The organism is Brochothrix thermosphacta DSM 20171 = FSL F6-1036 (assembly GCF_036884295.1).
Lineage (GTDB): Bacteria > Bacillota > Bacilli > Lactobacillales > Listeriaceae > Brochothrix > Brochothrix thermosphacta.
In genome coordinates this window covers 2,277,572-2,300,705 of sequence record NZ_CP145608.1, presented here as the reverse complement: position 1 = coordinate 2,300,705, position 23,134 = coordinate 2,277,572, and the positions used below count along the sequence as shown (strand labels likewise).

Sequence of the window (23,134 nt, the reverse complement as noted above, 5' to 3'; positions counted from 1 at the left end):
TCGACTCTTTTGATGTTTTTTAGCTGCTTCTCATTTGAGAAGTGGTTTTTTGTATAATTTTTGTGGAATTCGAGAGGAGATTTTAAGTAAATGTTTGGAAAAGGGAAGATAGTGGCATTGGGTTTTCAGCACGTACTCGCGATGTATGCAGGTGCTGTGATTGTACCTTTGCTAATTGCAAATCAATTGAATTTTACAGTGATGCAAACGACTTATTTAGTATCGATTGATATTTTCATGTGTGGGATTGCAACCTTCTTGCAATTACGCGTGGGACGTTTTATGGGAATCGGCTTACCCGTTGTTTTGGGATGTGCAGTACAAGCGATTGCCCCGATTGTATTAATTGGACAGGATATCGGAATAGGTGCTATCTATGGTGCTATTATTGTTTCAGGATTATTTGTATTATTAATCGCCCCCGTTTTTTCTAAAGTTGTCCGTTTCTTTCCTCCGGTTGTTACGGGATCCGTTGTTACAGTTATTGGCTTAACACTCATTCCAGTAGCAATCAATAACCTTGCTGGTGGACAAGGCAGTAAAGATTTTGGATCTATTTTTAATCTGAGTTTAGGATTTGGAACGCTGATTGTTATTATTCTAACGTATCGTTTTGGTTCAGGTTTTCTACGATCAATTGCTGTATTAGTAGGGATTTTAGCAGGGAGCTTGTTTGCTTATTTCTACCGCGGTATTTCATTTCAATCCGTTTCTGAAGCGGCTTGGGTACATGTGCCAACACCGTTCTTTTTTGGAGCGCCCACATTCAATTTATCAGCGATATTGACGATGATAATTATTTCATTAGTCAGCATGGTGGAGTCAACCGGTGTTTATTTCGCACTCAGTGATATCACAAAACAAAAGCTAACGACCAAAGATTTATCACGCGGCTATCGTTCAGAAGGTTTAGCCATTATATTAGGTGGGATTTTTAATACATTCCCTTACACAGCATATTCGCAAAACGTCGGTTTAGTCCAGTTATCAGGAGTGAAAACGAAAAATGTTATTTATGTAGCCGCTTCGTTTTTAGTAATCTTAGGTTTAATTCCTAAAATTGGAGCTATTACAACAACCATTCCCACACCAGTTTTAGGTGGGGCAATGGTAGCGATGTTTGGAATGGTTGTCGCACAAGGTATTAAAATGTTAGGCAGTGTTGATTTCGCTTCACAAGAAAACTTGTTAATCATTGCTTGTTCCGTTGGTCTAGGATTAGGCGTAACAACAGTACCCGAGTTATTCGCGGTATTGCCTAAATTTGTACAACTCTTTACTAGCAACGGCATTGTTGCAGGAAGTGTATGTGCAATTATACTGAACATTGTTTTCAACATGCGACCAAAAACAAAAGAGCATAAAGTGAACTCCGTTAACTCGTAACTAATAGTTATGTTCGAATTTGAGAAGATAAATACAACTAAACAGTCAGTAATGGCTGTTTTCTTTTGTCTATAGGATTATTGGTTTTTACAATAGCAAGAAAATGTTTTTTTATTAGAATAGTCAAAAGATATTCACATTTTGTGAATTTCGACTAGTGAAACACACACTTTTTCAAAAATAGTCTTGACAGCGCTTTCAGCCTGATGTACTATTAGTCTTATACAAGAGGGTGTTACTGATAAGTCAGGCATTACCTGTTGAAATAGAGTGTTTTTTATTACGATTGAGGTGATAGAGCATTGTATTTTAACAGGTAATTTTTAGTTTACGGGAGGGACGTTGATGAAGGTCATCCGGAGCTTTAATAACAATGCGGTACTTGTTAAAGATGTGGACTTAACAGAATGGATTGTTATCGGAAATGGTATTGGTTTTAATAAGAAGGTGAATGATGCGATTGACAAATCTAAAATTGAGCGGCGTTTTGTGGCTGAATCACGCAGCGCTTTGATGGATGAAGGTGTCATTTCATTGTTGAAAATGGATTCAAAAATAGTTGAAACAGCATCAGAAATTACACGGAAAGTAGAACACAGCCTGAACATCAAGTTTGAGAACTATAATTATTTAATTTTGGCAGATCACATTAGTTTTGTGATAGAACGTGCAACAAAAGGAATAGAAATGACTAATAGTACAATTCGTTGGGAAGTTAAAAAATTATTTCCTAAAGAATACGAAGCCGCAAAAGTAGCAATCAAAATTTTAACGAAAAATTTTGCGATTGATTTACCGAGAGGCGAAGATGTTTTCTTAACGTATCATTTTGTAAATGCGCAATCGAGTGAAGGTAAATTGGAAGAAACGATGAAAATGTCTAAATTAATTCATAATATTCTCGAAATTATTCAAATGAAGTATCAAATTATTCTCAATGAAGAGTCGTTTCATTATGATCGTTTTATTTCTCACTTACGGTATTTTGTGTTGAGGCACTTGGATAATGAAAGTGTACTGATAGAGCCGCTAGACTCTGGTTTACTCGAAATGATGCGCATCAAGTATGCTGAAGCCTATAAAACAGTGGGGAAAATTGCAGTCTATTTAGAAAAAACGGAAGGCTGGCAGTTAACACAAGATGAAAAATTATACCTTTGCCTGCATATCTGGCGTGTAACAAATAAACAAGAATTATAAATAGCATAAAAAGAGTGGCGTGTGACTATTCAATTAGGCATGATCCGGAAAACAACCATACTTTGGTGTTTTTTGGATCATTTTTTTGTTCATAAAATTAAAGAGATTCAGAAAAAAATACCTGTTAAATCCACTTGCTATAATAATACGCCACTTTAATAACACGCAACAACAACCTAATAGAAACTAAATTTAATATTGGAGGAATTTTTATGAAATACGAACAGCTCGTCTCGATGATTATCGAAAAAATAGGCGGAAAAGAGAATGTGAATAGTGTGGTTCATTGTACAACACGTTTACGTTTTAAACTGAAAGATGAAAAAAAAGCAGATACAGAGTTTCTTAAAAAAGCGGATGGTATTGTCACGGTCGTTCAAAGTGGCGGTCAGTATCAAGTGGTGATTGGTAACCATGTATCTGACGTGTATGCCGAAATTGTTAAGCAAACAGGTTTATCCGAAGAAGGCGGTGTTGAGGAAAAAGGGGGTTCCGTTTTAGATAAGGCAATAGATTTAATCTCTGGTATTTTCGCACCGACGTTAGGTTTATTAGCATCAACAGGTATGATTAAAGGTTTCTTAGCAATTTTCACCACATTTGGTTGGCTCAGTGATAAGTCAGGGACGTATATCATTTTAAATGCGTTGGGAGATTCGTTCTTCTACTTCTTACCAATCATGTTAGCTTACACATCGAGTAAAAAATTCAAAGTTAATCCATTCTTGGCCATGGTCATAGGGGCGACACTCGTTTATCCAACGATTGCTGCTTTGAACCCTTTAACGATGATGGGGTCAGATGCGACACCATTATATACACTATTTAGTGGCACCATTTTTGAATCACCAGTTTATCTTACATTCTTAGGTATTCCGCTGATCATGATGAACTATACATCATCAGTTATTCCGATTATTTTAGCGGTTTGGTTAACTTCAAAAGTAGAACCTTTCTTCAAAAAAATTATGCCAGATGTCGTTAAAACATTTTTAGTGCCATTCTGTGCAGCACTTGTTGTCGTGCCAGTGACATTCCTTGTAATTGGACCGATTTCAACATGGTTAGGAACTGCAATTGGAGCGGGAAGTTTAGCAGTATACACGTTTAATCCCATCTTAGCAGGCTTCATTTTAGGTGCCGTTTGGCAAGTTTTAGTTGTCTTCGGTTTACATTGGGGACTTGTCCCAATCGGTTTATTAAATATCAGCACACTAGGATTTGAACCTGTTTTAGTATTAACAGGCGCTGCATCATTTGCACAAATCGGTGCAGTGTTGGCAGTAACACTGCGTACAAAAGATCCAAAAACAAAAGGTTTGGGAATATCAGCATTCATTTCAGGTATCTTCGGTGTAACGGAACCTGCGATTTATGGGATTACATTACCACGTAAAAAACCATTCATTGCCAGCTGTATTGCATCAGGTGTCGGTGGCGCTATTATGGGCTTTGCAGGGACAAAATCTTATATGGTTGGTGGATTAGGGATTTTCGCAATCCCAAGTAAAATTTCACCCAAAGGAATCGATACCGGTTTTTACGGTAACTTGGTTGCAATCGTGGTCGCACTTCTTCTAGGTTTATTGATAACGTTGTTAATGGATAAATCACATAAAAATGAAGTTTTTGCAGAACCAGTGGTAGAAGACATTATCAAAACAGTTGATTTGACAGAAGAAACACTGGTTAGTCCACTAACAGGTAGTTTACAAGAGTTAAGTGGTATTAGTGATGAAGTATTTGCCTCAGGAGCGATGGGGAACGGTGTAGCTATCTTACCGACTGAAGGTAAGTTATATGCCCCAACAGATGGTGAAGTGACGCTTGTATTCCCTACAGGTCATGCTGTTGGGATGAAAACAAATGCAGGCGCTGAAGTATTAATGCACATCGGTATGGATACAGTGCAATTAGATGGTCAATTCTTTGAAACACACGTTGAAAAAGGGTTGATGGTTACAAAAGGTACGCTGCTTGTGACGTTTGAAATTGAGCAAATTAAAGCGGCGGGTTATGAAGTGATTACACCGATGATTGTAACCAATACGAGTGAATACAACACTGTGAAAGCTATTGCAGAGGGGAATGTTGCTGTGGGTGATGCAGTACTTGAATTAAAATAGGTAATTAAGCTTTTGAGCCACAATAAAATGAATATGGGGGTTTAGATATGAAGTACACAAAATTAGTAGCGATGATTGTCGAAAATGTGGGAACGAAAGATAATATTAACAGTGTTGTTCACTGTACCACCCGATTAAGGTTCAAATTGAAAGATGAAAAGAAAGCGAACACTGACTTTTTAAAAGAAGCAGATGGCATTGTGACGGTTGTACAAAGTGGAGGACAATATCAAGTTGTCATTGGTAATCATGTGGCTGATGTGTACCAAGAGTTAATGCAACAAACAGGCCTTGATGGACAAGAACAAGTACCAGATGACAACAAAGGATCATTGCTTGATCGTTTCATCGATTTAATTTCTGGTATTTTTGCCCCAGCTTTAGGTTTGTTGGCAGCAACCGGGATGATTAAAGGGCTATTGGCACTGTTTCTCACCTTTGGTTGGCTTGCAGAAACTTCAGGAACCTATGTTGTTTTGCAAGCGCTCGGTGATTCCTTCTTCTACTTCTTACCTATTATGTTAGGGTATACAGCCAGCAAGAAATTTAATGTTAATCCGTTTCTTGCGATGGTGATAGGAGCAACACTTGTTTATCCATCAATCGTTGGTTTGAGTCCGATGGCGATGGCAGGTGCAGGCGCTGAACCGTTATATACGCTGTTTGGTGGAACAATTTTCGAATCACCTATCTATGTTACCTTTTTAGGAATACCCGTCGTAATGATGAGTTATTCATCATCAGTTATTCCAATTATTCTGGCTGTTTGGTTTGCATCTAAAGTGGAACCATTCTTCAAAAAAATTATTCCAGATGTTGTTAAAACATTCCTCGTGCCATTTTGTTCGGCGCTGGTTGTTATCCCGATTACCTTCTTAGTCATTGGACCCATTTCAACATGGTTAGGAACAGCTTTAGGCGCGGGAAGTTTAGCAGTGTATCAGTTCAGCCCGATACTTGCTGGATTAATCATCGGTGGTTTATGGCAAGTACTTGTCATTTTTGGTTTACATTGGGGACTTGTGCCGATTGCGATATTAAATATTGCAACACTGGGTTATGATCCGATTTTAACATTAACATTTGCTGCATCATTCGCACAAATTGGTGCTGTTTTAGCAGTAGTAGTTCGAACAAAAGACAAAAAAACAAAAGGTTTAGGAATTTCGGCCTTTATTTCAGGTATTTTTGGTGTAACAGAGCCCGCAATTTATGGGATTACCCTACCACGTAAAAAACCGTTTATTGCAAGCTGTATCGCAGGAGCGGCTGGTGGAGCGGTATTAGGTTTAATGGGCACTAAAGGTTATATTGTAGGAGGATTAGGGATTTTTGGAATTCCAAGTATGATTAATCCGAAAACAGGGATAGATAGTACGTTCTATGGTATTTTTATAGCTATCGCTGTTGCCTTTATCCTTGCGTTTGTTTTAACAATCGTGTTAGATAAAAGACAAGGAGACAAATCCTTAAAAGCAACAAAATAATCAATGTCGTTTAAACGTTTAAAAAACATCAGAGGAGGAAAAATTATGACAACACCATTTCAAAAAGGTTTTTTATGGGGCGGCGCAGTAGCTGCCAATCAATGTGAAGGTGCCTATCAAAAAGACGGTAAAGGTCTCTCGCTTGTAGATTTATTACCAGATGCGGCACATGGGCGTTGGGAAGCATTAGCTGATCCGAAATTGGCATTTGAAGGTAATTATGATTTTTATCCAAGTCACGACTCGATTGATTTTTATACACATTATAAAGAAGATTTAGCGCTTATGGCAGAAATGGGTTTTAAAACATTTCGAACTTCGATTAGTTGGCCACGTATTTTCCCGAACGGTGACGAATCTGAACCAAATGAAGCAGGCTTAGCTTTTTATGATGATTTGTTTGCCGAATGTGTGCGTTTGGGAATGGAACCATTGGTAACAATCAATCATTTTGATACACCTGTAGAACTGATGAAAAAATACAATGGTTGGGCAGATCGATGTCTCGTTGCTTTTTATGTCAACTACTCGGAAGTTATTTTTAAACGTTATAAAGATAAAGTGAAGTACTGGTTAACATTTAATGAAATTAACATGATTTTACACTTGCCATTTTTCGGCGGGGGTGTTGATGTCAGTGGTGCAGATAATCCGAAACAATTGACTTATCAAGCAGCACATCATCAATTGGTAGCATCAGCAAAAGTAACGAAATTAGCGCATGAAATTAATCCTGATTTTAAAATTGGATGTATGCTAGCTGCTGGACAAACATATCCAAACACGTGCGCGCCAGAAGATGTATGGCAAGCCGTTGAAAAAAATCGTGAGAACAACTTCTTTATTGATGTACAATCGCGCGGTGAATACCCAAGCTATTCAAAACGCTTCTTTGAAGATAATAACATTGTCTTAGATATTAAAGTAGGAGATTTAGAAGTGTTGAAAGCGCATCCGGTAGATTTTGTATCTTTTAGTTACTACTCGTCTCGCTTAACAAGTGCGGATCCAGCAGTAAATAAAGAAACGGAAGGAAATGTGTTTGCGACGTTGAAAAATCCTTATTTGAAAGCAAGCGAATGGGGTTGGCAAATTGATCCACTGGGGCTGCGCACAACAATGAATGAGGTGTACGATCGTTATCAAAAGCCATTGTTCGTCGTTGAAAATGGTTTAGGAGCAGTGGATACACCGACAGAAACTGGTGAAATTAATGATGATTACCGTATCGATTATTTAGAAGCACATGTGCGTGAAATGGGAGAGGCCATTAAAGATGGCGTTGAGTGTTGGGGCTACACACCATGGGGGTGTATTGACCTGGTGAGTGCTGGTTCTGGCGAGATGAAAAAACGTTATGGCTTCATCTATGTTGATCGCGATAATGACGGTGTAGGAACGTTAGCACGTTCTAAAAAAGCATCGTTCCATTGGTATAAAGATGTGATTGCAACAAATGGCGCAAAAGTATATAAAACAACAGAGGAGGATGCGTAATGTTTGAAATGAAAAAAGGTTTTAAAGATGGTTTTTTATGGGGTGGCGCTACAGCTGCGAATCAATTTGAAGGTGCGTATAATGAAGATGGTAAAGGTTTAACGATTGCTGATGTGTCTCCAGGTGGGAAACAACGCATGAAATTATTGCGTGACGATAGTTACCCATTAGAAATTGATTTAGAAAAATACACATACCCAAACCACTTGGGCATTGATTTTTATCATCGTTACAAAGAAGATATTGCACTGTTTGCTGAAATGGGCTTTAAAACATTCCGTATGTCTATTTCATGGGCACGTATTTTCCCAAATGGTGATGATGCACAACCAAATGAAGCGGGATTGAAACATTATGAAAATGTCATTGATGAGCTTTTAAAATACAATATTGAACCAACCATTACGATCTCACATTATGAAACACCTTTAAACCTTGTGAAAAGTTATGGTGGTTGGAAAAACCGCGAATTAATCAGTTTATTTGAAAAATATGCCCGCACAATTCTCGAACGTTATGCCTCTAAAGTAACGTATTGGATGACATTTAATGAAATTAACACAGGTGTTTTAGGATCATTCTTCACATTAGGGATGCGTAACGAGAGCCTTAATAATAATTTCCAAGCATTGCATAATCAATTTGTTGCCAGTGCAAAAGCAGTTAAGATTGCCCGTGAATTGAATCCCAACATCAAGATGGGTTGTATGAGTATCTATGCAACGATGTATGCTTACGATTCAAACCCAGTGACAGTGGCAGAAACAATGGAAGAAAACCGCATGTTTAACTACTTCTGTAACGATGTACAAGTACGCGGCGAATACCCAACTTATGCACACAGCTTCTTTACAAAAAATAATGTTGTGTTAGACGTTCAACCAGGGGATTTAGAAGTCATTAAAGAAAACACGATGGATTATCTATCTTTTAGTTACTACATGTCAACAACACATGCATTGAAAACAGCTGAGAAAGAAGAATCAGAAGGAAACTTCTTTGGCGGCACTAAAAATCCTTATTTAGAAGCAAGTGAATGGGGCTGGGAAATCGATCCAGTTGGCTTAAGAATTGCGTTGAATGATTTATATGGTCGTTATGGAGTGCCGCTTTATATCTCTGAAAATGGTCTAGGAGCAGTGGATAAAGTTGAAGAAGACGGCAGTATTCACGATGATTACCGCATCGACTATTTACGCAAACATATCAGTGAAATGGAAAAAGCTGTTACTATTGATGGTGTTGATTTAATGGCCTATACAGCATGGGGTTGTATTGACCTTGTTAGTGCATCGACAGGTGAAATGGCTAAACGTTATGGCTTTATCTATGTTGATCTTGATGACGAAGGTAAAGGGACATTAGAACGTTCGCGTAAAGATTCATTTGAATGGTATAAAAATGTGATTAGTACAAATGGTGTAGCTATTCAAAAGTGAATATAAAACCATCATAAATTAATAAAAGGGAGGTTCCTATCCAAGGAATCTCTCTTTTTTGCCTCAAAAAGTGGAAAATGTCCTGTTTTTAGTTAATGCAGTCCTTTTTTGTAGTCCTTTTGTGAAAAATAAAAACAATTTATGATAAGTTTCGTTTTTTCACCTTTCAAAGCAAAAAAAAACTTTGGAATGGTTATTTCGTGTTATTATTTAGTGATTTCCTTTTAATTGTGATTATTAAAGGCTAGTTATAAAGAGGGGCGCGCGGAAGTCTGGGAAGTAATTCCGTGTTGTTCAACCAGTTGTTTGAAAATAATAACATAATTTCGGCTAATAACTTAAATTAGAGCGTAGTTTATTTTTATTTTTTTGTAGATAGACTAAATATAGAAAAATAATTTAATAGTTTTAATGATAATGTTAAGTAGTAACAAATTAACTTAAGAGGAGTGTTTTGTATGAAAAAAATTGGTATGGGATTACTGCTATTAATGGCAGTAGTTGGTTTGGCAGCGTGTAATAATGATGATAATAAAAAAGAAACGGTAGAAAAAGAAAAAGTTGGACAATCAGATAGCAAAAAGGAAACAGAAAAAACGGATGATGCTTCACAACCAAGTACGGATGAAAAAAAAGTAACAGAAAATAAAAATACTAAAGAAGAAAAAACAGAGGACATGTTTAATTCATTACGTTCTGAAGTAAAAGATACGATGTCAGCTGAGAAAGTAAAAACAATTTTCACTGATAGAGAGGCTAAAGCAGTTAAGCGCGAAGATACAATTGTCAGCATTAATGGTTTTGAATTAGATGAAGTGACAGATTTTCATAGTGACTTTGAAATACCATTTAAAGGTAACACAGATAAAGGTGGCGTTGTTTTAGCAGAATTTACTGTTGAAAATAAAGGTAAAGAGCCAGTTTACTTTACACCAAGTATTAATTTGACTTTTACAGGTGCTACAAATTCTTATTCGAGTACTAAAAGTTTGTTGAGTGATGAGTCTAAAGATTTTTCATCAATGGTTACAAGTAAAAAATTCAAAATAAACGCTGGTGAAAAAGTGACTGGTAATGCTGCTTATGCTATTGATTTGGCGGGATTAGAAAAGATAGAAGCGGGATTAGAAAAGATAGAAAAAGAAGGATTGATTACAGCAGAAGTTCCAGCAGCATTCTCAAAAGAGGATAGCTTCAAACGTGAAGATATGATTGGTGAAGATGAACTTGTTAATTTAGCAATGAATGAAAAAGGAAGTGATAAAAACACTTCAGAAGCAAAATTGTACAAAGATAAAGTAACGTTAGAAAATTGGGGCGAGAAAACACTTTTACAAGAAAATACAGCTTTAAATAAAAAAGAGAAAATTGGTAAAACAGAAGTGACATTGGAAGGTTATCAATTTACCGAATTTAAACCGAATGAAGATAAAGCTTCCCGTTTTATTAGCTTTGAAAATGGCGTTGTTTTGTTGACTGCGAAGTTTAAATTAGATAATCAAGGCGATTATGATATTTCATTAACTTCTTCAAGCTCAACATTACTTGTCAACAATGGTTCGCAAAAAACATTAAGTGAAGGTATGCTTGTTAAAAGTCCAGCCTCAGGTAAACTAGAGCAGGGTAAGTCAGGCGATTGGATCCAAGTTTTCGTGTTGGATAAAGAACAATACGATAAAATTTGGAAGGATAAATCATTTGTACTTGAAACTAGATTGCTTGATTATGATACATCAGCAAGTATTGAAAAAGGTAAAACAGCTACTTTTGAGTGGAAAAAATAATGTGCATCAAAAAGGCGAGAGAGCATATATATACTTTCTCGCCTTTTGGTGATGTTAATAACATAACCTTTGTGACACCTGCAAAATATCGCAACATGACGCGTCTCATTGCCGTAGAGATATAGAAGATACTATCTTTATATAGGTTGTGCATGAATAAAATAAAACAAACAGAGAAGTCCAAACGGGCTTCTCTGTTTGTTTTATTTTTGTAAAGGTATCAAAAAAACTTTACAGAGCATTTACGAAAGGGATACAAAGCGTCAATAATCCTCTGCTAATCTAAGGATGTGGTAAGGGTGCAACGGCTTAACCACCAAAAAAAGAACAACTAGGAGGATTTATTATAATGGGGAAATTGAAAAAAGGCTTAGTGGTATCTTTAGTGGCAACAACATTATTAGCAGGTTGTGGTGCGTCGGCAGACGATAAAAAAGAAACAAGTCAATCAATTGATTTAAATAGCTTATCGCTAAGTGACATTGAAAAGAAAGCGAAAGCAGAAGGTAAAGTCGAATCAGTAGGGATGCCGGATACATGGGCAAACTGGGGTGAGACTTGGGGAAATATCGATAAAAAATACGGGGTCAAGCATGCAGATACAGATATGAGCTCAGCCGAAGAAATTGCATTGTTTGAATCAGAAAAGAAAAAAGCGACCAAAGATATCGGTGATGTTGGTCAATCATTCGGTCCGATAGCAGAGAGTAAGGGCGTAACGCTTCCTTATAAAACATCTTATTGGGACGAAGTGCCTGATTGGGCAAAAGACGATAACGGTGACTGGGTCATCGGTTACACGGGCACGATTTCTTTCATGACAAATACAGCCAAAGTGAAAGACGCACCAAAATCATTTGCTGATATTTTAAAAGGTGATTATAAAGTAACAATCGGCGATGTGAATGCAGGGTCACAATCACAAAATGCGGTACTTGCAGCTGCTATTGCGAATGGTGGCGATGAAAGTAATCTTGAACCGGGATTGGCATTTTTTGCGAAGTTAGCAGAACAAGGGCGTTTGGATATGGGTGAAGCGTCGCTTGCCCGTTTAGAAGCAGGTGAAATCGCTGTCGGTATTTTCTGGGATTTTAATGCATTGAACTACAAAAATGCGATTGAAAAAGGGAATGCTAAAACTGACTTCGCTGTCTCAATTCCAACAGATGGTAGCGTTCAAAGTGGTTATGCAACAATCATCAATGCGTATGCGCCACATCCTTATGCAGCAGCACTGACACGCGAGTATATTTTATCTGATGAAGGTCAAATTAACCTCGCACGTGGATTTGCTCGTCCGATTCGTAATAAAGTCAAATTGCCAGCAGATGTTAAAGCCAAATTGCTCGATGATGCAGAGTACAAAAAAGCCCGTCCAATTAAAGATACAAAAGCGTGGGATGCAGCGGCAACGACTTTAGGTAAACAATGGCAAGAAGAAGTTTTAACTAAAGCAAAATAGGGAGTGAATCGGATGGGAAAAACGATTTTTGTCGTATTAGATGGACTTAACGCCAAAACGGCGTTTGCGCATATGGGTTTTATGGCACATATGATCGAACAACAGCAGTGTGCGGTGTACACCGTTGAAGCAGAAGTGCCTGCACAGTCACGTCCGCTTTATGAAGTATTGCAGACAGGCGTTCCAACGTATCAAAATGGTATTTACGCTAATCATTGCACCAGCCCTTCTAAAGAGGTGAGTGTGTTCCAACTCGCTCAAGAAGCGGGCCTTACAACAGGTGCAGCAGCGTATCACTGGGTGAGCGAACTGTATAATAAATCACCGTTTAATCCAGAAACCGATCGCCTACAATTTAATAGTGCTGGCTATATTCAACAGGGGTTGTTCTATTTTGAAGACCATTACCCTGATAGTCACTTGTTATTGGATGGTGATTATTTAATTCAGCAACAACAAACGGATTATACACTGATTCATACGATGAACATTGATGATGTGGGTCATCGCTATGGTTCAGATAGTAAAGAATACGTTCAACAAACAGTGGCGATCGATAGTTTATTAGCAGGGTTTATTTTAAAGTGGCGCGCTCAAGGGTATCAAATCGTTGTGACCGCTGATCATGGCATGAACACCTTTCAAACGCATAACGGCATATCGTCAGATGATCGACAGGTACCTTTGTATATCTTTTCAGAAGATGTAACAACTGGGGATTACCGCGACGTGCTCGTTAAACAACGACAAATTGCACCGTTACTCTGTCAGCTCTTAGGGTTGACTCCGAGTGAACAGATGGCACCACTCACGTTTATTTAAAGGGAGGCACAACTTGTGTTAGGGAAACAATCGTATTGGAAGTATTTAGTCTTACTTGTACCATTTGCGCTTTTTGTGATCATGTTTGAATTATTACCCTTGTTTAATATAGTACAGAACAGTTTTAAGCCTGTTGGAGGAGAGGGATTTACCTTTGCCAATTTCAAAGAGATTTTTGCGAGCGACTATTACACGCTTTCGATTCGTAACAGTTTGATTATTGCCGTTATTTCTTCATTGGTTGGTTTAGCAATTGCGGTGCTGAGCGCCTATGCTATTCATCAATCCTCATCTAAAATTCGTAATGGGTTTGTGAATGTTTTGAATATGACCGCTAATTTTCAAGGAATCCAACTGGCATTTGCCTTCATCATCTTATTAGGCAACTCAGGTATACTCGTTCGTTTGGGTCAACAAACAGGGATCGATTTTTTAGCCAACTTCAATCTGTATTCGTCGTCAGGGATCATGCTCACATTTGTTTATTTTCAAATTCCACTGGCAACCTTGCTGTTGTATCCATCGTTTGATGCCATTAAAACGGAGTACAAAGAAGCGGCTCAACTGTTACACGCGAGCACCTTTCAATTTTGGCTACGTGTGGGGTTACCCTTGTTGTTACCCAGTATTCTGGGCACCTTTGCGGTGATGTTCTCCAATGCACTTGCAGCGTATGCAACGCCTTATGCGTTAATGGGAACCAATTTTTCGTTACTACCTATTCGGATCTCTTCGATGTTTACAGGCGATGTTGTTCAGCAAGTTGAATTGGGGAGTGCCTTATCATTGATACTATTAGTGTTGATGGGTGTGACAACGATTTTGAGTACGCGACTTTTAGCGAAGTTGAGAAAGGATTTATAAATGCAAACACTTAAACGAAAAGCTTTTTTAAGCAACGTGATTATTGTAGCAGTGACACTTTTCTTGATTATCCCACCAGTGATAACATTGGTTAACTCGCTCTTTAAAGATGTCACCACACTGATGCCAAGCGCGTTTACACTCTCATTCTATACCGACTTGTTTACACGAGGAAATGCGATCGGACCAGCAATTATCCGTACGTTGATTGTGGCTTTTGTCCCAACAGTATTGATGATGTTGTTGATGTTAGTGACACAATTTGTCATTCGGGTGTATTTTCCAAAAGTGGATAAGTATGTTGATATTCTCTCTAAAATTCCTTATGGAATACAAGGAGTTATTCTTGCAGTCAGTATTTTATCGCTATACGGTGGCAGCGATAGTTTTCTCTCTAACCGAATTTTCTTAGTGATATGTGCTTATGGCATCGTCATACTACCCTATATGTATCAAGGCATTAAAAATGCACTAAATACCATTGATGTTGTACCGATTTTAGAAAGCGCAGCGATTTTAGGAGCCAACAAGTTTTATACGTACTTCCGCATCATTGTCCCAAGTGTGAAAAAAGGCTTATTGGCAACATTGCTTTTGGCAGTAGGTATTTTGTTTGGTGATTTTGTTTTAATCAATATACTAGCAGGCAGTTATTTCCCAACATTAGGTGTTTACCTGAATGAAATACGTGCTGTTTCTGGGCACTCGGCTAGTGCCGTTTCTGTGTTAATGTTTGCGGTGATGTTATTGCTATCGTATGGCGTTACACGACTTAACCGTAAGGCTTAACATAAGGAGGAGAAAGAACATGAGTTACATTGAATTTAAACACATTCGCAAAACATATGATGGACAAAAGCAAGTATTGAACGAGTTATCCCTATCGATTGAGGAAGGGCATTTAGTCACCTTGTTAGGACCATCCGGTTGCGGAAAATCAACTTTATTACGCGCATTAGCCGGCTTTGAAACCATCGATGGTGGTGAGATTTTAATCAATGGTAAAAACATTACTAAATTGGAGCCAGGTCAACGCGAAATTGGGATGGTGTTTCAACAGTATTCGTTGTTTCCCAATATGACTGTTGAAGAAAATATTGCTTTTGGTTTGAAGATGAGCAAAGTGCCAAAAGTTGAACGGGAACAAAAAGTCGCTGAAATAATCGCCATTGTTGATCTTGTCGGTAAAGAAAAACAGTACCCACAGTCATTGTCGGGCGGGCAAAAACAACGGGTTGCACTGGCACGTGCGATTGTAACAGAACCGAAAGTACTGCTGTTAGATGAACCGCTATCAGCAATTGATGCGATGTTACGTAAGAGTTTACAAAAACAAATTCGGCGCATTCAAAAACAGTTGAACATCACGACTATTTTTGTAACACACGATCAGGACGAGGCAATGATTTTATCTGATGTGGTTCATGTGATGAATGAAGGGCAAATTGAACAATCCGATCATCCGACGGAACTGTATACGCAGCCCAAAACAAAATTTGTCGCCTCATTTATGGGCAACTATAATATTTTGGAACCAAGAGCATTTGCTCAAGTGACAGGTCAGACAGTTACAAGCGACATTGCAATCCGTCCAGAAGTGATTGATTCGAACAAAGCAGCGTTTAACCCCAGTGAAGAAGAGTACACGGTCCGTGGCAGAATTGTCGATGCGACAACGAGCGGGAATATTTTAAGTTATTATGTCGAAGTAGAGGGTGTTCGTTTACGTGTTGATGAGCTGTATCGTAGTTTCAATTTACTTTCAGTCGGTGATTGGGTGCACTTACGCTTTGAAAAACGCAATTGTTTGAGTATTGCTTAGGATGAAGGAGGAATCAGCATGAAGCGGTATGATCAGCATATGCACACACATTTTTCGCCAGACTCAGAAGAGACACTCGCCAATTATTTGAAAATCAGTCAAGGCACACTTGTGACGACAGAACATCTTGATTTTCATGATTTTTACAACAATGAACAAGACACTGTACTTGATTATGACGCGTATTCAGCAACTATTGCCCAGTTAGAAACAACGAGCGGTCGTCGTATTCGTAAAGGTTTAGAAGTGGGTTTTACGGTGGAGTCGAAAGAAAAAATCTTAGCTTATTTGGAGGGTAAGGAATTTGATGTATTGCTGTTGAGCGTGCATCAAAATGGTCGGTATGATTATTTACAACCCGTAGTGAAGAAAAAAGAAGTCCGCCAAGTGATGCACGAATATTTTGGATTGTTGTTAATCGCGATACAACATTTCCCGCAAGCAAATATTCTCAGTCACTTCGATTATGGCATCCGTTTATTTGATGTCACACTGGAGGAGTTCCAAAAACATAAAACGGTTTTAACAGCGATTCTGAAGCGGATGAAGACAAATAAAATAGCGCTTGAGTTAAACACGCGTAGCATGTATGAATACGGTAATGTCGCACTCTATGAACAAATGATTGAATGGTATGTCACGATGGGCGGACAGCGCTTCTCAATCGGTTCTGATGCGCATTCAGTGGCACATTATGGGTTCCACTTTAAAGATGCCATCGCTTTGCTGAAGAAGCATTGTGTGACAAAAATTGCCGTGTATGATCAACAACATGCGATTTTTAAACCAATCTAAACAACTTTCCCAAAAAAGACCAAACTTCGTCATAACTTGTTAACACTCACTTGTTATATTTAAAGAGTAAAGAACAGCTAATGCCAAGTTTGTTTTTTTCATTTTGCCTCTCCCTATAATATAGAAAAAACCAGTAGCCCTGCCAAGCTACTGGTTTTTATTGAAGACAAATACTGATTTGGAACGTTCTTTGTCGTGTTATCATCAAAATGCTCTTTCCAAAAGTAGTCCTTAAAAGTTACTATTTAGAACAAATATTAGCTAAAAATAGTGTATATTGGAAGTAGAGAATTTAAATAAAACGATGAGTGCTTATTCAGAAAGAGGCGGAGATGAAAAAGAAGATGTTAATTATTCTAATCACGATAGTTGTTCTTATTAGTGGTGGTTTAATTTTTGCAGGTAATTATTTTTATAATGTAGCAGTTGTTCCGGGGGAAAAAGACTTTTTAGCAGAAGATATGGGTGTAACGAAAAAAGATAAGCTCTATAAAGAAAAACGTTGGTTTTTAGACGATGCTAAAACAGAAGAATGGTCTATCACGTCACAAGATGATTTGAAACTTAAAGCATCGTATTTACCAGCCAGTGAAAAAACAAAACGTACAGTGGTTATTTCTCATGGATACATGGGCTCTCGTTTAGATATGGCAGGCGTTGCAAAAATGTATCATGATGCTGGTTATAATGTGTTGGTTCCAGATGTTCGAGCGCATGGCGATAGCGAAGGTGATTTTGTGGGCTTTGGTTATCTAGAGAAAAATGATTTCAAACGCTGGATAGATAAAACGATTGCCATGAATGGTACGGAGGAAGAAATCGTTCTGCATGGTCATAGTATGGGCGCAGCAACAGTGATGATGGCAACAGGTGAAAAACTGCCTGATAATGTTAAAGCCATTGTTGAGGATTGTGGTTATACCTCAGCAAAAGCGGAATTAAGTTACCAATTAAAGGAGCTTTATAACTTACCAAGTTTCCCGTTGTTGCCAATAACAAGTGGGATTACAAAACTACGTGCAGGTTATTTCTTTGGACAAGCAGATCCATTAGCAGCAATTGAAAAAAACAAGTTGCCATTGCTAGTTATCCATGGTGATAAAGATGATTTTGTACCCACAAGCTATGCCTATGAAATTTATAAAGCAACGAAAGGACCAAAAGCAATCTACATTGCGAAAGGTGCAAATCACGTAGAATCTTTCCCAGTAGATAAAAAATTATTTACTAACCACGTCATGTCATTTTTAGATAAGTATGTAGATTAATTACTCATACTTCAACACAATCAATGTTATACTATTATTATCTGATTATTAGCTAAATATGTTATACTATCGTTGATAAAACAACTTAAATAAAATATAACTTAAAAATAAGTTAGAGTGGAGTGTATGATATGAAAAAAATTATTACTTATGGGACGTTTGATTTATTGCACTGGGGACATATTCGTCTTTTAGAGCGTGCAAAACAATTAGGTGACCATTTGACTGTCGCAATTTCAACAGATGAATTTAATCTTATAAAGCATAAAGAAGCCTATCATAGTTATGAACACAGAAAATACATTTTGGAAGCAATCAAATATGTGGATGAAGTAATCCCTGAAAACGATTGGGAACAAAAAGTAAAAGATGTAGATGCTCACGACATTGATATTTTTGTTATGGGCGATGATTGGAAAGGTAAGTTTGACTTTCTAAGTGAACAATGTGAGGTTGTTTATCTTGATCGTACTGAAGGTATTTCAACGTCGATGATTAAAGAAGACTTAATGAAATAGCACTAAAAACCAACGATTCTTAATCGTTGGTTTTTTTATGGTAGGGGAATAACACTCACAAATAGTTTTAGATTGTTTATTAAGCGTTCTACATGCGGTTTTCTATAGTGAGGGCACAGAATTAATGATATAATAATAAATGATATGAAGATATTCTCTAGTATATTAGTAGTAAATAATCGCAAAAAGAAGTGATTATATTTTTGTAGGAGGTAATGAGTGATTATGAAGAATGTGTTTATAGTGACAGATACAGATACAATTATAAGCGGCCGTCTAACGCAAAAAATAAATGCTTGTATAGCATCTGAGGAAAGCGTGCAATTGATATTAGGGATGGCACAATATAAGGATGTTTTTAAGGCAGAAAAGACTGTTAAAAAGCTATTTGGAAAGAACATTCCAACTACAAGTGCATCAGAAATTTATCGCAACAGTCCAGGTGTGGCATATAATAACATAAGAGAACCATTAGATAACTTCCCATCATCGCTCATCTCGTATGACAGTAAAGGTAAAAAATATATTGAATATTTTAATTCTTCAAATGAAGTTGAAGAAGCACATCACTATACGAGTCAAGATAAATTAAACTACATTAAATTCTATATATTAGGAAATTTAAGTGAGACTCACTATTTTAAAGATAACCACTTACTAGCCGTGGATTATTTTAGAGATAGTAAACCAACGGCCACTATTTTATTCAACCAATCAAAAGAAATGGTTTTTAGAATTGTTCATGAAAAAAGAGAAATAATTGAACAAGAAAAAAACAGTGAACCCAGCGAACAAGAAAAACTACTTGAATTGATTGTTCAACTACAGCATACACATAATAACGCTGAAGAGAATGTCAGTGTTGACGATATACAGGATGCAACGCAGATGGAAAATACTGAAACCAAAGTAACAAATGCACCGCAATATGTTATTACCCAAAGATTCGAAGGTATCGATTATGTTAATCAAGTCAAGCTGAATAATCGTTATGAATTTTATAAAGAGTTAATTGAACAATTGAATTTAAACGAACAAATAACATTATACGTGGATGAAAAAGAAGCAATTGACGTTGCAATCACTTTACCTAATCAACTTGTTTTTAATTTTTAAGGAGGACTTTAATTGAGAGCGATTTTTTCAGAAGTTAAACGCCAACAAGATAAGTATGTATTTAGTTTTGAAATGTTAGATAATCTTACTGATAGTAAATACATGAATATCATTTTTAGAGAACAGGAAACGAACGCAATCATTAGCTTTCCAATCAATCATAGCAATGGAAATATTATGTCGATTACACTGGATCCTTTAGTACTGAAGTATCCTGTAGAAGATGTTGTTAGTTTTAACTGGCATATATATTTAGCTATAAATGACGGGCATACGAGCGAACTTGTTAATGTAGAAAATAACTACATTACTGAGCGAATACTATTAGATATTAAAGGCAGTAGTTTTGAATTCTTAACAAGCAGTGATGGTCAGGCTATAATCAGTGTTAAAACAGAGCATATTGAAGAAAAATTCAACGTGACAAGTGTCAATTTATCACCCGAGGGACTATATATATCGGGAGTTAATCGTTATAATAATTGTAAGATGAGCAATCAAAAAATCATTTTGAAGAAACGTCATAATCGATATGAAAATGTTTTTTCAATTGGAACAATAGATTATATTTTTGATGCACTGATCCCCATCGAAGAAATAGAAAAAAAAGGAACATATGATTTATATACATCTTTTGATATTGTGAACAGCCATAATGAATGTATTAATTTTTATCAAAGGATAGAGTATAAAGGTGCTAAACAGGGACTTAATATGAAGTTTCGGGTAGCTAAAAAAGAAAATGTTGAACTCATTATTCATGCAGATGGTACTGTCTTTTTACAAAGGTATACGGTGGATCCACTTCCTATTACAGCTAAGAAAAAAATAGTAGGAGCGAATACTAAGTTTCAAAATAATAAAAACCAGCTGATGCGAAAAAACAAAGTGTTTTTATGTAAGCGGATTTTAAATAAAACACATGAACCGTTTGAGAATCAAACAGTGGTGTTTGAAAGTTTTGGTGGTAGACAAGTAAGTGATAGCCCAATGGCAATTTACAAATTGATGCAACGCTACTATCCAAGTTATCAATTAATTTGGTCCATTGATAAAGTACAAGTGGAGTATTGTGTTGCTAATGGGATTGAGTATATTGTGAGAGAAACTCAAAAATGGGCGAATACAATGGCTAAAGCACATATCTGGGTTAGTAACGCACGTATACCATTGTGGGTGAAAAAACAAACTCACACACTTTACGTACAAACATGGCATGGAACACCATTGAAAAAATTAGGTTTGGATATACAGAATGTTTCTATGCCAGGAACGACAACTGAAAAATATCATCGTAATTTTGTGAAAGAGGCAAACCGTTGGGATGCATTAATAAGTCCCAATGATTATTCAACAGCGATCTTCCGTAGCGCTTTTGGCTTTGATAATAAAATTTTGAAGGTGGGTTACCCACGTAATGATAAATTAATTAATGCCACAGCGGTGGATATCAATGACATTAAAGTTAACTTGGGTATTCCCGAAAATAAAAATGTAATCCTATACGCACCTACTTATCGTGACAACCAATTCATTGAACAAGGGAAATATACTTTTGAATTGCCGTTTGATCTAAATGATATGAAAGCTAAGTTCGGCGCTGATAGTGTCTTAGTATTACGCATGCATTATTTAATTTCTAATGCGTTGGATTTAACGGGGTTTGAAGATTTTGTTATTAACGCGTCAGATCATCCAGATATTAGCGATCTTTATCTAGCATCTGATATGCTAATTACCGATTATTCTTCTGTGTTCTTTGACTATGCCTATCTGAAGAAACCAATGCTTTTTTATCCTTATGATTACCATGTCTATAAAGACGAACTTCGTGGTTTTTATTTGGATTATGAAAAAACAATGCCAGGAGCAATCGTGAAAAACAGAAAAGATTTAATGCTTGAAATTCAAAACAGTCTTTCAAATGAAAATGTGAAATACGCACATCGTTTTGAAGATTTTTATGAACGTTACTGTGCGATAAATGATGGTAAATCATCGTTTAAAACGGTTGATTTTATAGTAAATAATATGAAAAGAGGGTAATTATGAATAAAACTATAAATATTATTACAAGTACTTTACCTCCAGTTCACGGAGGAAGAACATCCTCATTGTTAAGAAGAGCTCGTCTTTTTTCTAAAGAAGGGAAAAAAATAAATATTTATACAACGAATTATAATGAAGAATATGAACAAGTATATAAAAAATTTAGGCAAAGCAATAAAATTAATGAGTCTATTAATCCCGTTAATATTTATGATTATTATAGAGGGAGCATGAGAGGCAAAAGAAATAATTATTTAAAATTGATAAAAACAGAGATTAAAGGGAACCGTGATGATGTAAAACGTTCAGCTAATAGTAATCTCATCTATTCATATCAAGAAGGTAGAATTGTAATGCATGTTTCACATCATAAGAAGTCAGGTGAAGTTAAAAATGTTGATTTTTATTCACCAAATTATAAACGTTCTGTTAAAAGGGCCTATGTAAATAGTAATGGTAATGTTCATAAAATTCGTTATTTTGAAGCGGGAACTGACAAAATAAATACAGATGTTTTTGTCAATGTTAATTTGAAGCCTTATGCAGCTAAGGAATATTCATATGATGATAATAAAAAACTTATAGTAGATAGAGTGATACTATTTGATAAAAAGGATGATACAAAGGTATTTTCAACAGAAGCAGCATTCTTTGAACATTGGTTTTCAGAACTATTTAAGCCTGGAGATACAATTATAAACGATGCACGTCTACTAGATAAATCGATTTTGAATTTGGATACTAACATTACAAAAATTTTACAACTTCATGGTTCACATCTTAGTGAACCAACAAACTTAGATTCCAATGTGAAAAAAAGTTTTAAAGTAGCTTTTGAGGGTAAATGGGGTGAAAATGATAAAATTGTAACCTTAACTGAAGGACAGAAAAAAAATATCATTGCCAGACACCCACATTTAGATGGGAAAGTAGAGGTAATACCTCATGCTCGAAATACAGTAGCTATAAAAAATAAAGTAAAAGATAAAACAATTGTTATTATTGCTCGACTCGCTCCTGAAAAAAGAATTGACCATGCTATTATTGCTTTTAGTGAATTCAGTAAAGTTAATCCAGCTTATAAATTAAATATATATGGTGAAGGATTACATGAAGTAGATTTAAAAAAAATAGTGTCGAAATTGAATCTTAACGAAACGATTAATTTTAAAGGTGTGACTAAAAATCCAGATGAAATTTTTCAAGAAGCAGACTTTTCATTAATGTGCAGCACAGCTGAAGGCTTTGCCTTGACGGTTTTAGAAAGCATTACAAATGGGTGTCCTGTAATTAGTTATGATCTTTACTGGGGACCATCTGAAATTTTAGACGCTAACTCGGGGAGACTTACAAAAAAAAGCACGCCGCAATCGCTATGTGAAGAAATGCTACAAGAAGTAGTTACCCCTCATAATAGAAATTTAACCAGAAAACGTTCTAACAAATTTTCAGAGGAAAAATTTGTTAGCAATTGGTTATCAATTATTGAATAATTAGCG

Annotated in this window: 17 protein-coding genes and 1 pseudogene; all 18 read left to right on the top strand. The window is 36.5% G+C overall.

The window, feature by feature from the left end; translation table 11 throughout:
• Positions 1–90 precede the first annotated feature (90 nt).
• The gene (locus tag V6S17_RS11410; RefSeq protein WP_029091123.1) at positions 91–1,386 is read left to right on the top strand and encodes a nucleobase:cation symporter-2 family protein; all 1,296 of its coding nucleotides are present in this window, start codon (positions 91–93) and stop codon (positions 1,384–1,386) included.
• Positions 1,387–1,731: 345 nt separating this feature from the next.
• Positions 1,732–2,586, top strand: coding sequence for a PRD domain-containing protein (locus V6S17_RS11405; protein WP_029091124.1), 855 nt, complete (start codon positions 1,732–1,734; stop codon positions 2,584–2,586).
• A 212-nt stretch (positions 2,587–2,798) separates the two neighbouring features.
• Positions 2,799–4,712, top strand: coding sequence for a beta-glucoside-specific PTS transporter subunit IIABC (locus V6S17_RS11400; protein ID WP_029091125.1), 1,914 nt, complete (start codon positions 2,799–2,801; stop codon positions 4,710–4,712).
• Positions 4,713–4,759: 47 nt separating this feature from the next.
• A pseudogene (locus V6S17_RS11395) lies at positions 4,760–6,154 on the top strand (PTS transporter subunit EIIC); the annotation flags it as partial.
• Positions 6,155–6,244: 90 nt separating this feature from the next.
• Positions 6,245–7,696 (top strand): 6-phospho-beta-glucosidase, encoded by a 1,452-nt coding sequence (locus V6S17_RS11390; RefSeq protein WP_029091126.1) that lies wholly within the window; start codon positions 6,245–6,247, stop codon positions 7,694–7,696.
• Positions 7,696–9,135 carry a glycoside hydrolase family 1 protein gene (locus V6S17_RS11385; protein WP_036027037.1) on the top strand — a complete coding sequence of 480 codons (1,440 nt, stop codon included), beginning with the start codon at positions 7,696–7,698 and terminating at the stop codon, positions 9,133–9,135. Before V6S17_RS11390 ends, V6S17_RS11385 begins: the two co-directional genes overlap by 1 nt.
• 458 nt (positions 9,136–9,593) lie before the next feature.
• A complete protein-coding gene (locus tag V6S17_RS11380) occupies positions 9,594–10,919 on the top strand; it encodes a DUF5068 domain-containing protein (protein WP_051535955.1) in 1,326 nt (441 codons plus the stop codon).
• 349 nt (positions 10,920–11,268) lie between these two features.
• Complete coding sequence (locus tag V6S17_RS11375) at positions 11,269–12,381, top strand: ABC transporter substrate-binding protein (protein ID WP_029091128.1); 1,113 nt, start codon at positions 11,269–11,271, stop codon at positions 12,379–12,381.
• A gap of 12 nt (positions 12,382–12,393) precedes the next feature.
• On the top strand, positions 12,394–13,203 hold the full coding sequence (locus tag V6S17_RS11370) for an alkaline phosphatase family protein (RefSeq protein WP_029091129.1): 810 nt from the start codon (positions 12,394–12,396) through the stop codon (positions 13,201–13,203).
• 15 nt (positions 13,204–13,218) lie between these two features.
• Positions 13,219–14,067, top strand: a complete 849-nt coding sequence (locus V6S17_RS11365) for an ABC transporter permease (RefSeq protein ID WP_029091130.1) — start codon at positions 13,219–13,221, stop codon at positions 14,065–14,067.
• On the top strand, positions 14,068–14,856 hold the full coding sequence (locus V6S17_RS11360; protein WP_029091131.1) for an ABC transporter permease: 789 nt from the start codon (positions 14,068–14,070) through the stop codon (positions 14,854–14,856). It abuts the gene before it with no gap.
• A gap of 19 nt (positions 14,857–14,875) precedes the next feature.
• Positions 14,876–15,889, top strand: a complete 1,014-nt coding sequence (locus V6S17_RS11355) for an ABC transporter ATP-binding protein (protein WP_029091132.1) — start codon at positions 14,876–14,878, stop codon at positions 15,887–15,889.
• Between the two features lie 18 nt (positions 15,890–15,907).
• Positions 15,908–16,684: a PHP domain-containing protein gene (locus tag V6S17_RS11350; protein ID WP_029091133.1), complete on the top strand. Its 777-nt coding sequence runs from the start codon at positions 15,908–15,910 to the stop codon at positions 16,682–16,684.
• A 332-nt stretch (positions 16,685–17,016) separates the two neighbouring features.
• The gene (locus V6S17_RS11345) at positions 17,017–17,952 is read left to right on the top strand and encodes an alpha/beta hydrolase (protein ID WP_029091134.1); all 936 of its coding nucleotides are present in this window, start codon (positions 17,017–17,019) and stop codon (positions 17,950–17,952) included.
• A gap of 131 nt (positions 17,953–18,083) precedes the next feature.
• On the top strand, positions 18,084–18,470 hold the full coding sequence (gene tagD, locus V6S17_RS11340; RefSeq protein WP_029091135.1) for a glycerol-3-phosphate cytidylyltransferase: 387 nt from the start codon (positions 18,084–18,086) through the stop codon (positions 18,468–18,470).
• 219 nt (positions 18,471–18,689) lie between these two features.
• Complete coding sequence (locus tag V6S17_RS11335; protein WP_029091136.1) at positions 18,690–19,586, top strand: hypothetical protein; 897 nt, start codon at positions 18,690–18,692, stop codon at positions 19,584–19,586.
• A gap of 12 nt (positions 19,587–19,598) precedes the next feature.
• Positions 19,599–21,632, top strand: coding sequence for a CDP-glycerol glycerophosphotransferase family protein (locus V6S17_RS11330; protein ID WP_029091137.1), 2,034 nt, complete (start codon positions 19,599–19,601; stop codon positions 21,630–21,632).
• A 2-nt stretch (positions 21,633–21,634) separates the two neighbouring features.
• Complete coding sequence (locus V6S17_RS11325) at positions 21,635–23,128, top strand: glycosyltransferase (protein WP_029091138.1); 1,494 nt, start codon at positions 21,635–21,637, stop codon at positions 23,126–23,128.
• Positions 23,129–23,134 lie beyond the last annotated feature (6 nt).

What these genes read in the sequence shown, in the direction of transcription:
- V6S17_RS11410 (WP_029091123.1), top strand. Translation starts at nt 91, where the DNA reads ATGTTTGGAAAAGGGAAGATAGTGGCATTGGGTTTTCAGCACGTACTC.
- V6S17_RS11405 (WP_029091124.1), top strand. Translation starts at nt 1,732, where the DNA reads ATGAAGGTCATCCGGAGCTTTAATAACAATGCGGTACTTGTTAAAGAT.
- V6S17_RS11400 (WP_029091125.1), top strand. Translation starts at nt 2,799, where the DNA reads ATGAAATACGAACAGCTCGTCTCGATGATTATCGAAAAAATAGGCGGA.
- V6S17_RS11390 (WP_029091126.1), top strand. Translation starts at nt 6,245, where the DNA reads ATGACAACACCATTTCAAAAAGGTTTTTTATGGGGCGGCGCAGTAGCT.
- V6S17_RS11385 (WP_036027037.1), top strand. Translation starts at nt 7,696, where the DNA reads ATGTTTGAAATGAAAAAAGGTTTTAAAGATGGTTTTTTATGGGGTGGC.
- V6S17_RS11380 (WP_051535955.1), top strand. Translation starts at nt 9,594, where the DNA reads ATGAAAAAAATTGGTATGGGATTACTGCTATTAATGGCAGTAGTTGGT.
- V6S17_RS11375 (WP_029091128.1), top strand. Translation starts at nt 11,269, where the DNA reads ATGGGGAAATTGAAAAAAGGCTTAGTGGTATCTTTAGTGGCAACAACA.
- V6S17_RS11370 (WP_029091129.1), top strand. Translation starts at nt 12,394, where the DNA reads ATGGGAAAAACGATTTTTGTCGTATTAGATGGACTTAACGCCAAAACG.
- V6S17_RS11360 (WP_029091131.1), top strand. Translation starts at nt 14,068, where the DNA reads ATGCAAACACTTAAACGAAAAGCTTTTTTAAGCAACGTGATTATTGTA.
- V6S17_RS11355 (WP_029091132.1), top strand. Translation starts at nt 14,876, where the DNA reads ATGAGTTACATTGAATTTAAACACATTCGCAAAACATATGATGGACAA.
- V6S17_RS11350 (WP_029091133.1), top strand. Translation starts at nt 15,908, where the DNA reads ATGAAGCGGTATGATCAGCATATGCACACACATTTTTCGCCAGACTCA.
- V6S17_RS11345 (WP_029091134.1), top strand. Translation starts at nt 17,017, where the DNA reads ATGAAAAAGAAGATGTTAATTATTCTAATCACGATAGTTGTTCTTATT.
- tagD (WP_029091135.1), top strand. Translation starts at nt 18,084, where the DNA reads ATGAAAAAAATTATTACTTATGGGACGTTTGATTTATTGCACTGGGGA.
- V6S17_RS11325 (WP_029091138.1), top strand. Translation starts at nt 21,635, where the DNA reads ATGAATAAAACTATAAATATTATTACAAGTACTTTACCTCCAGTTCAC.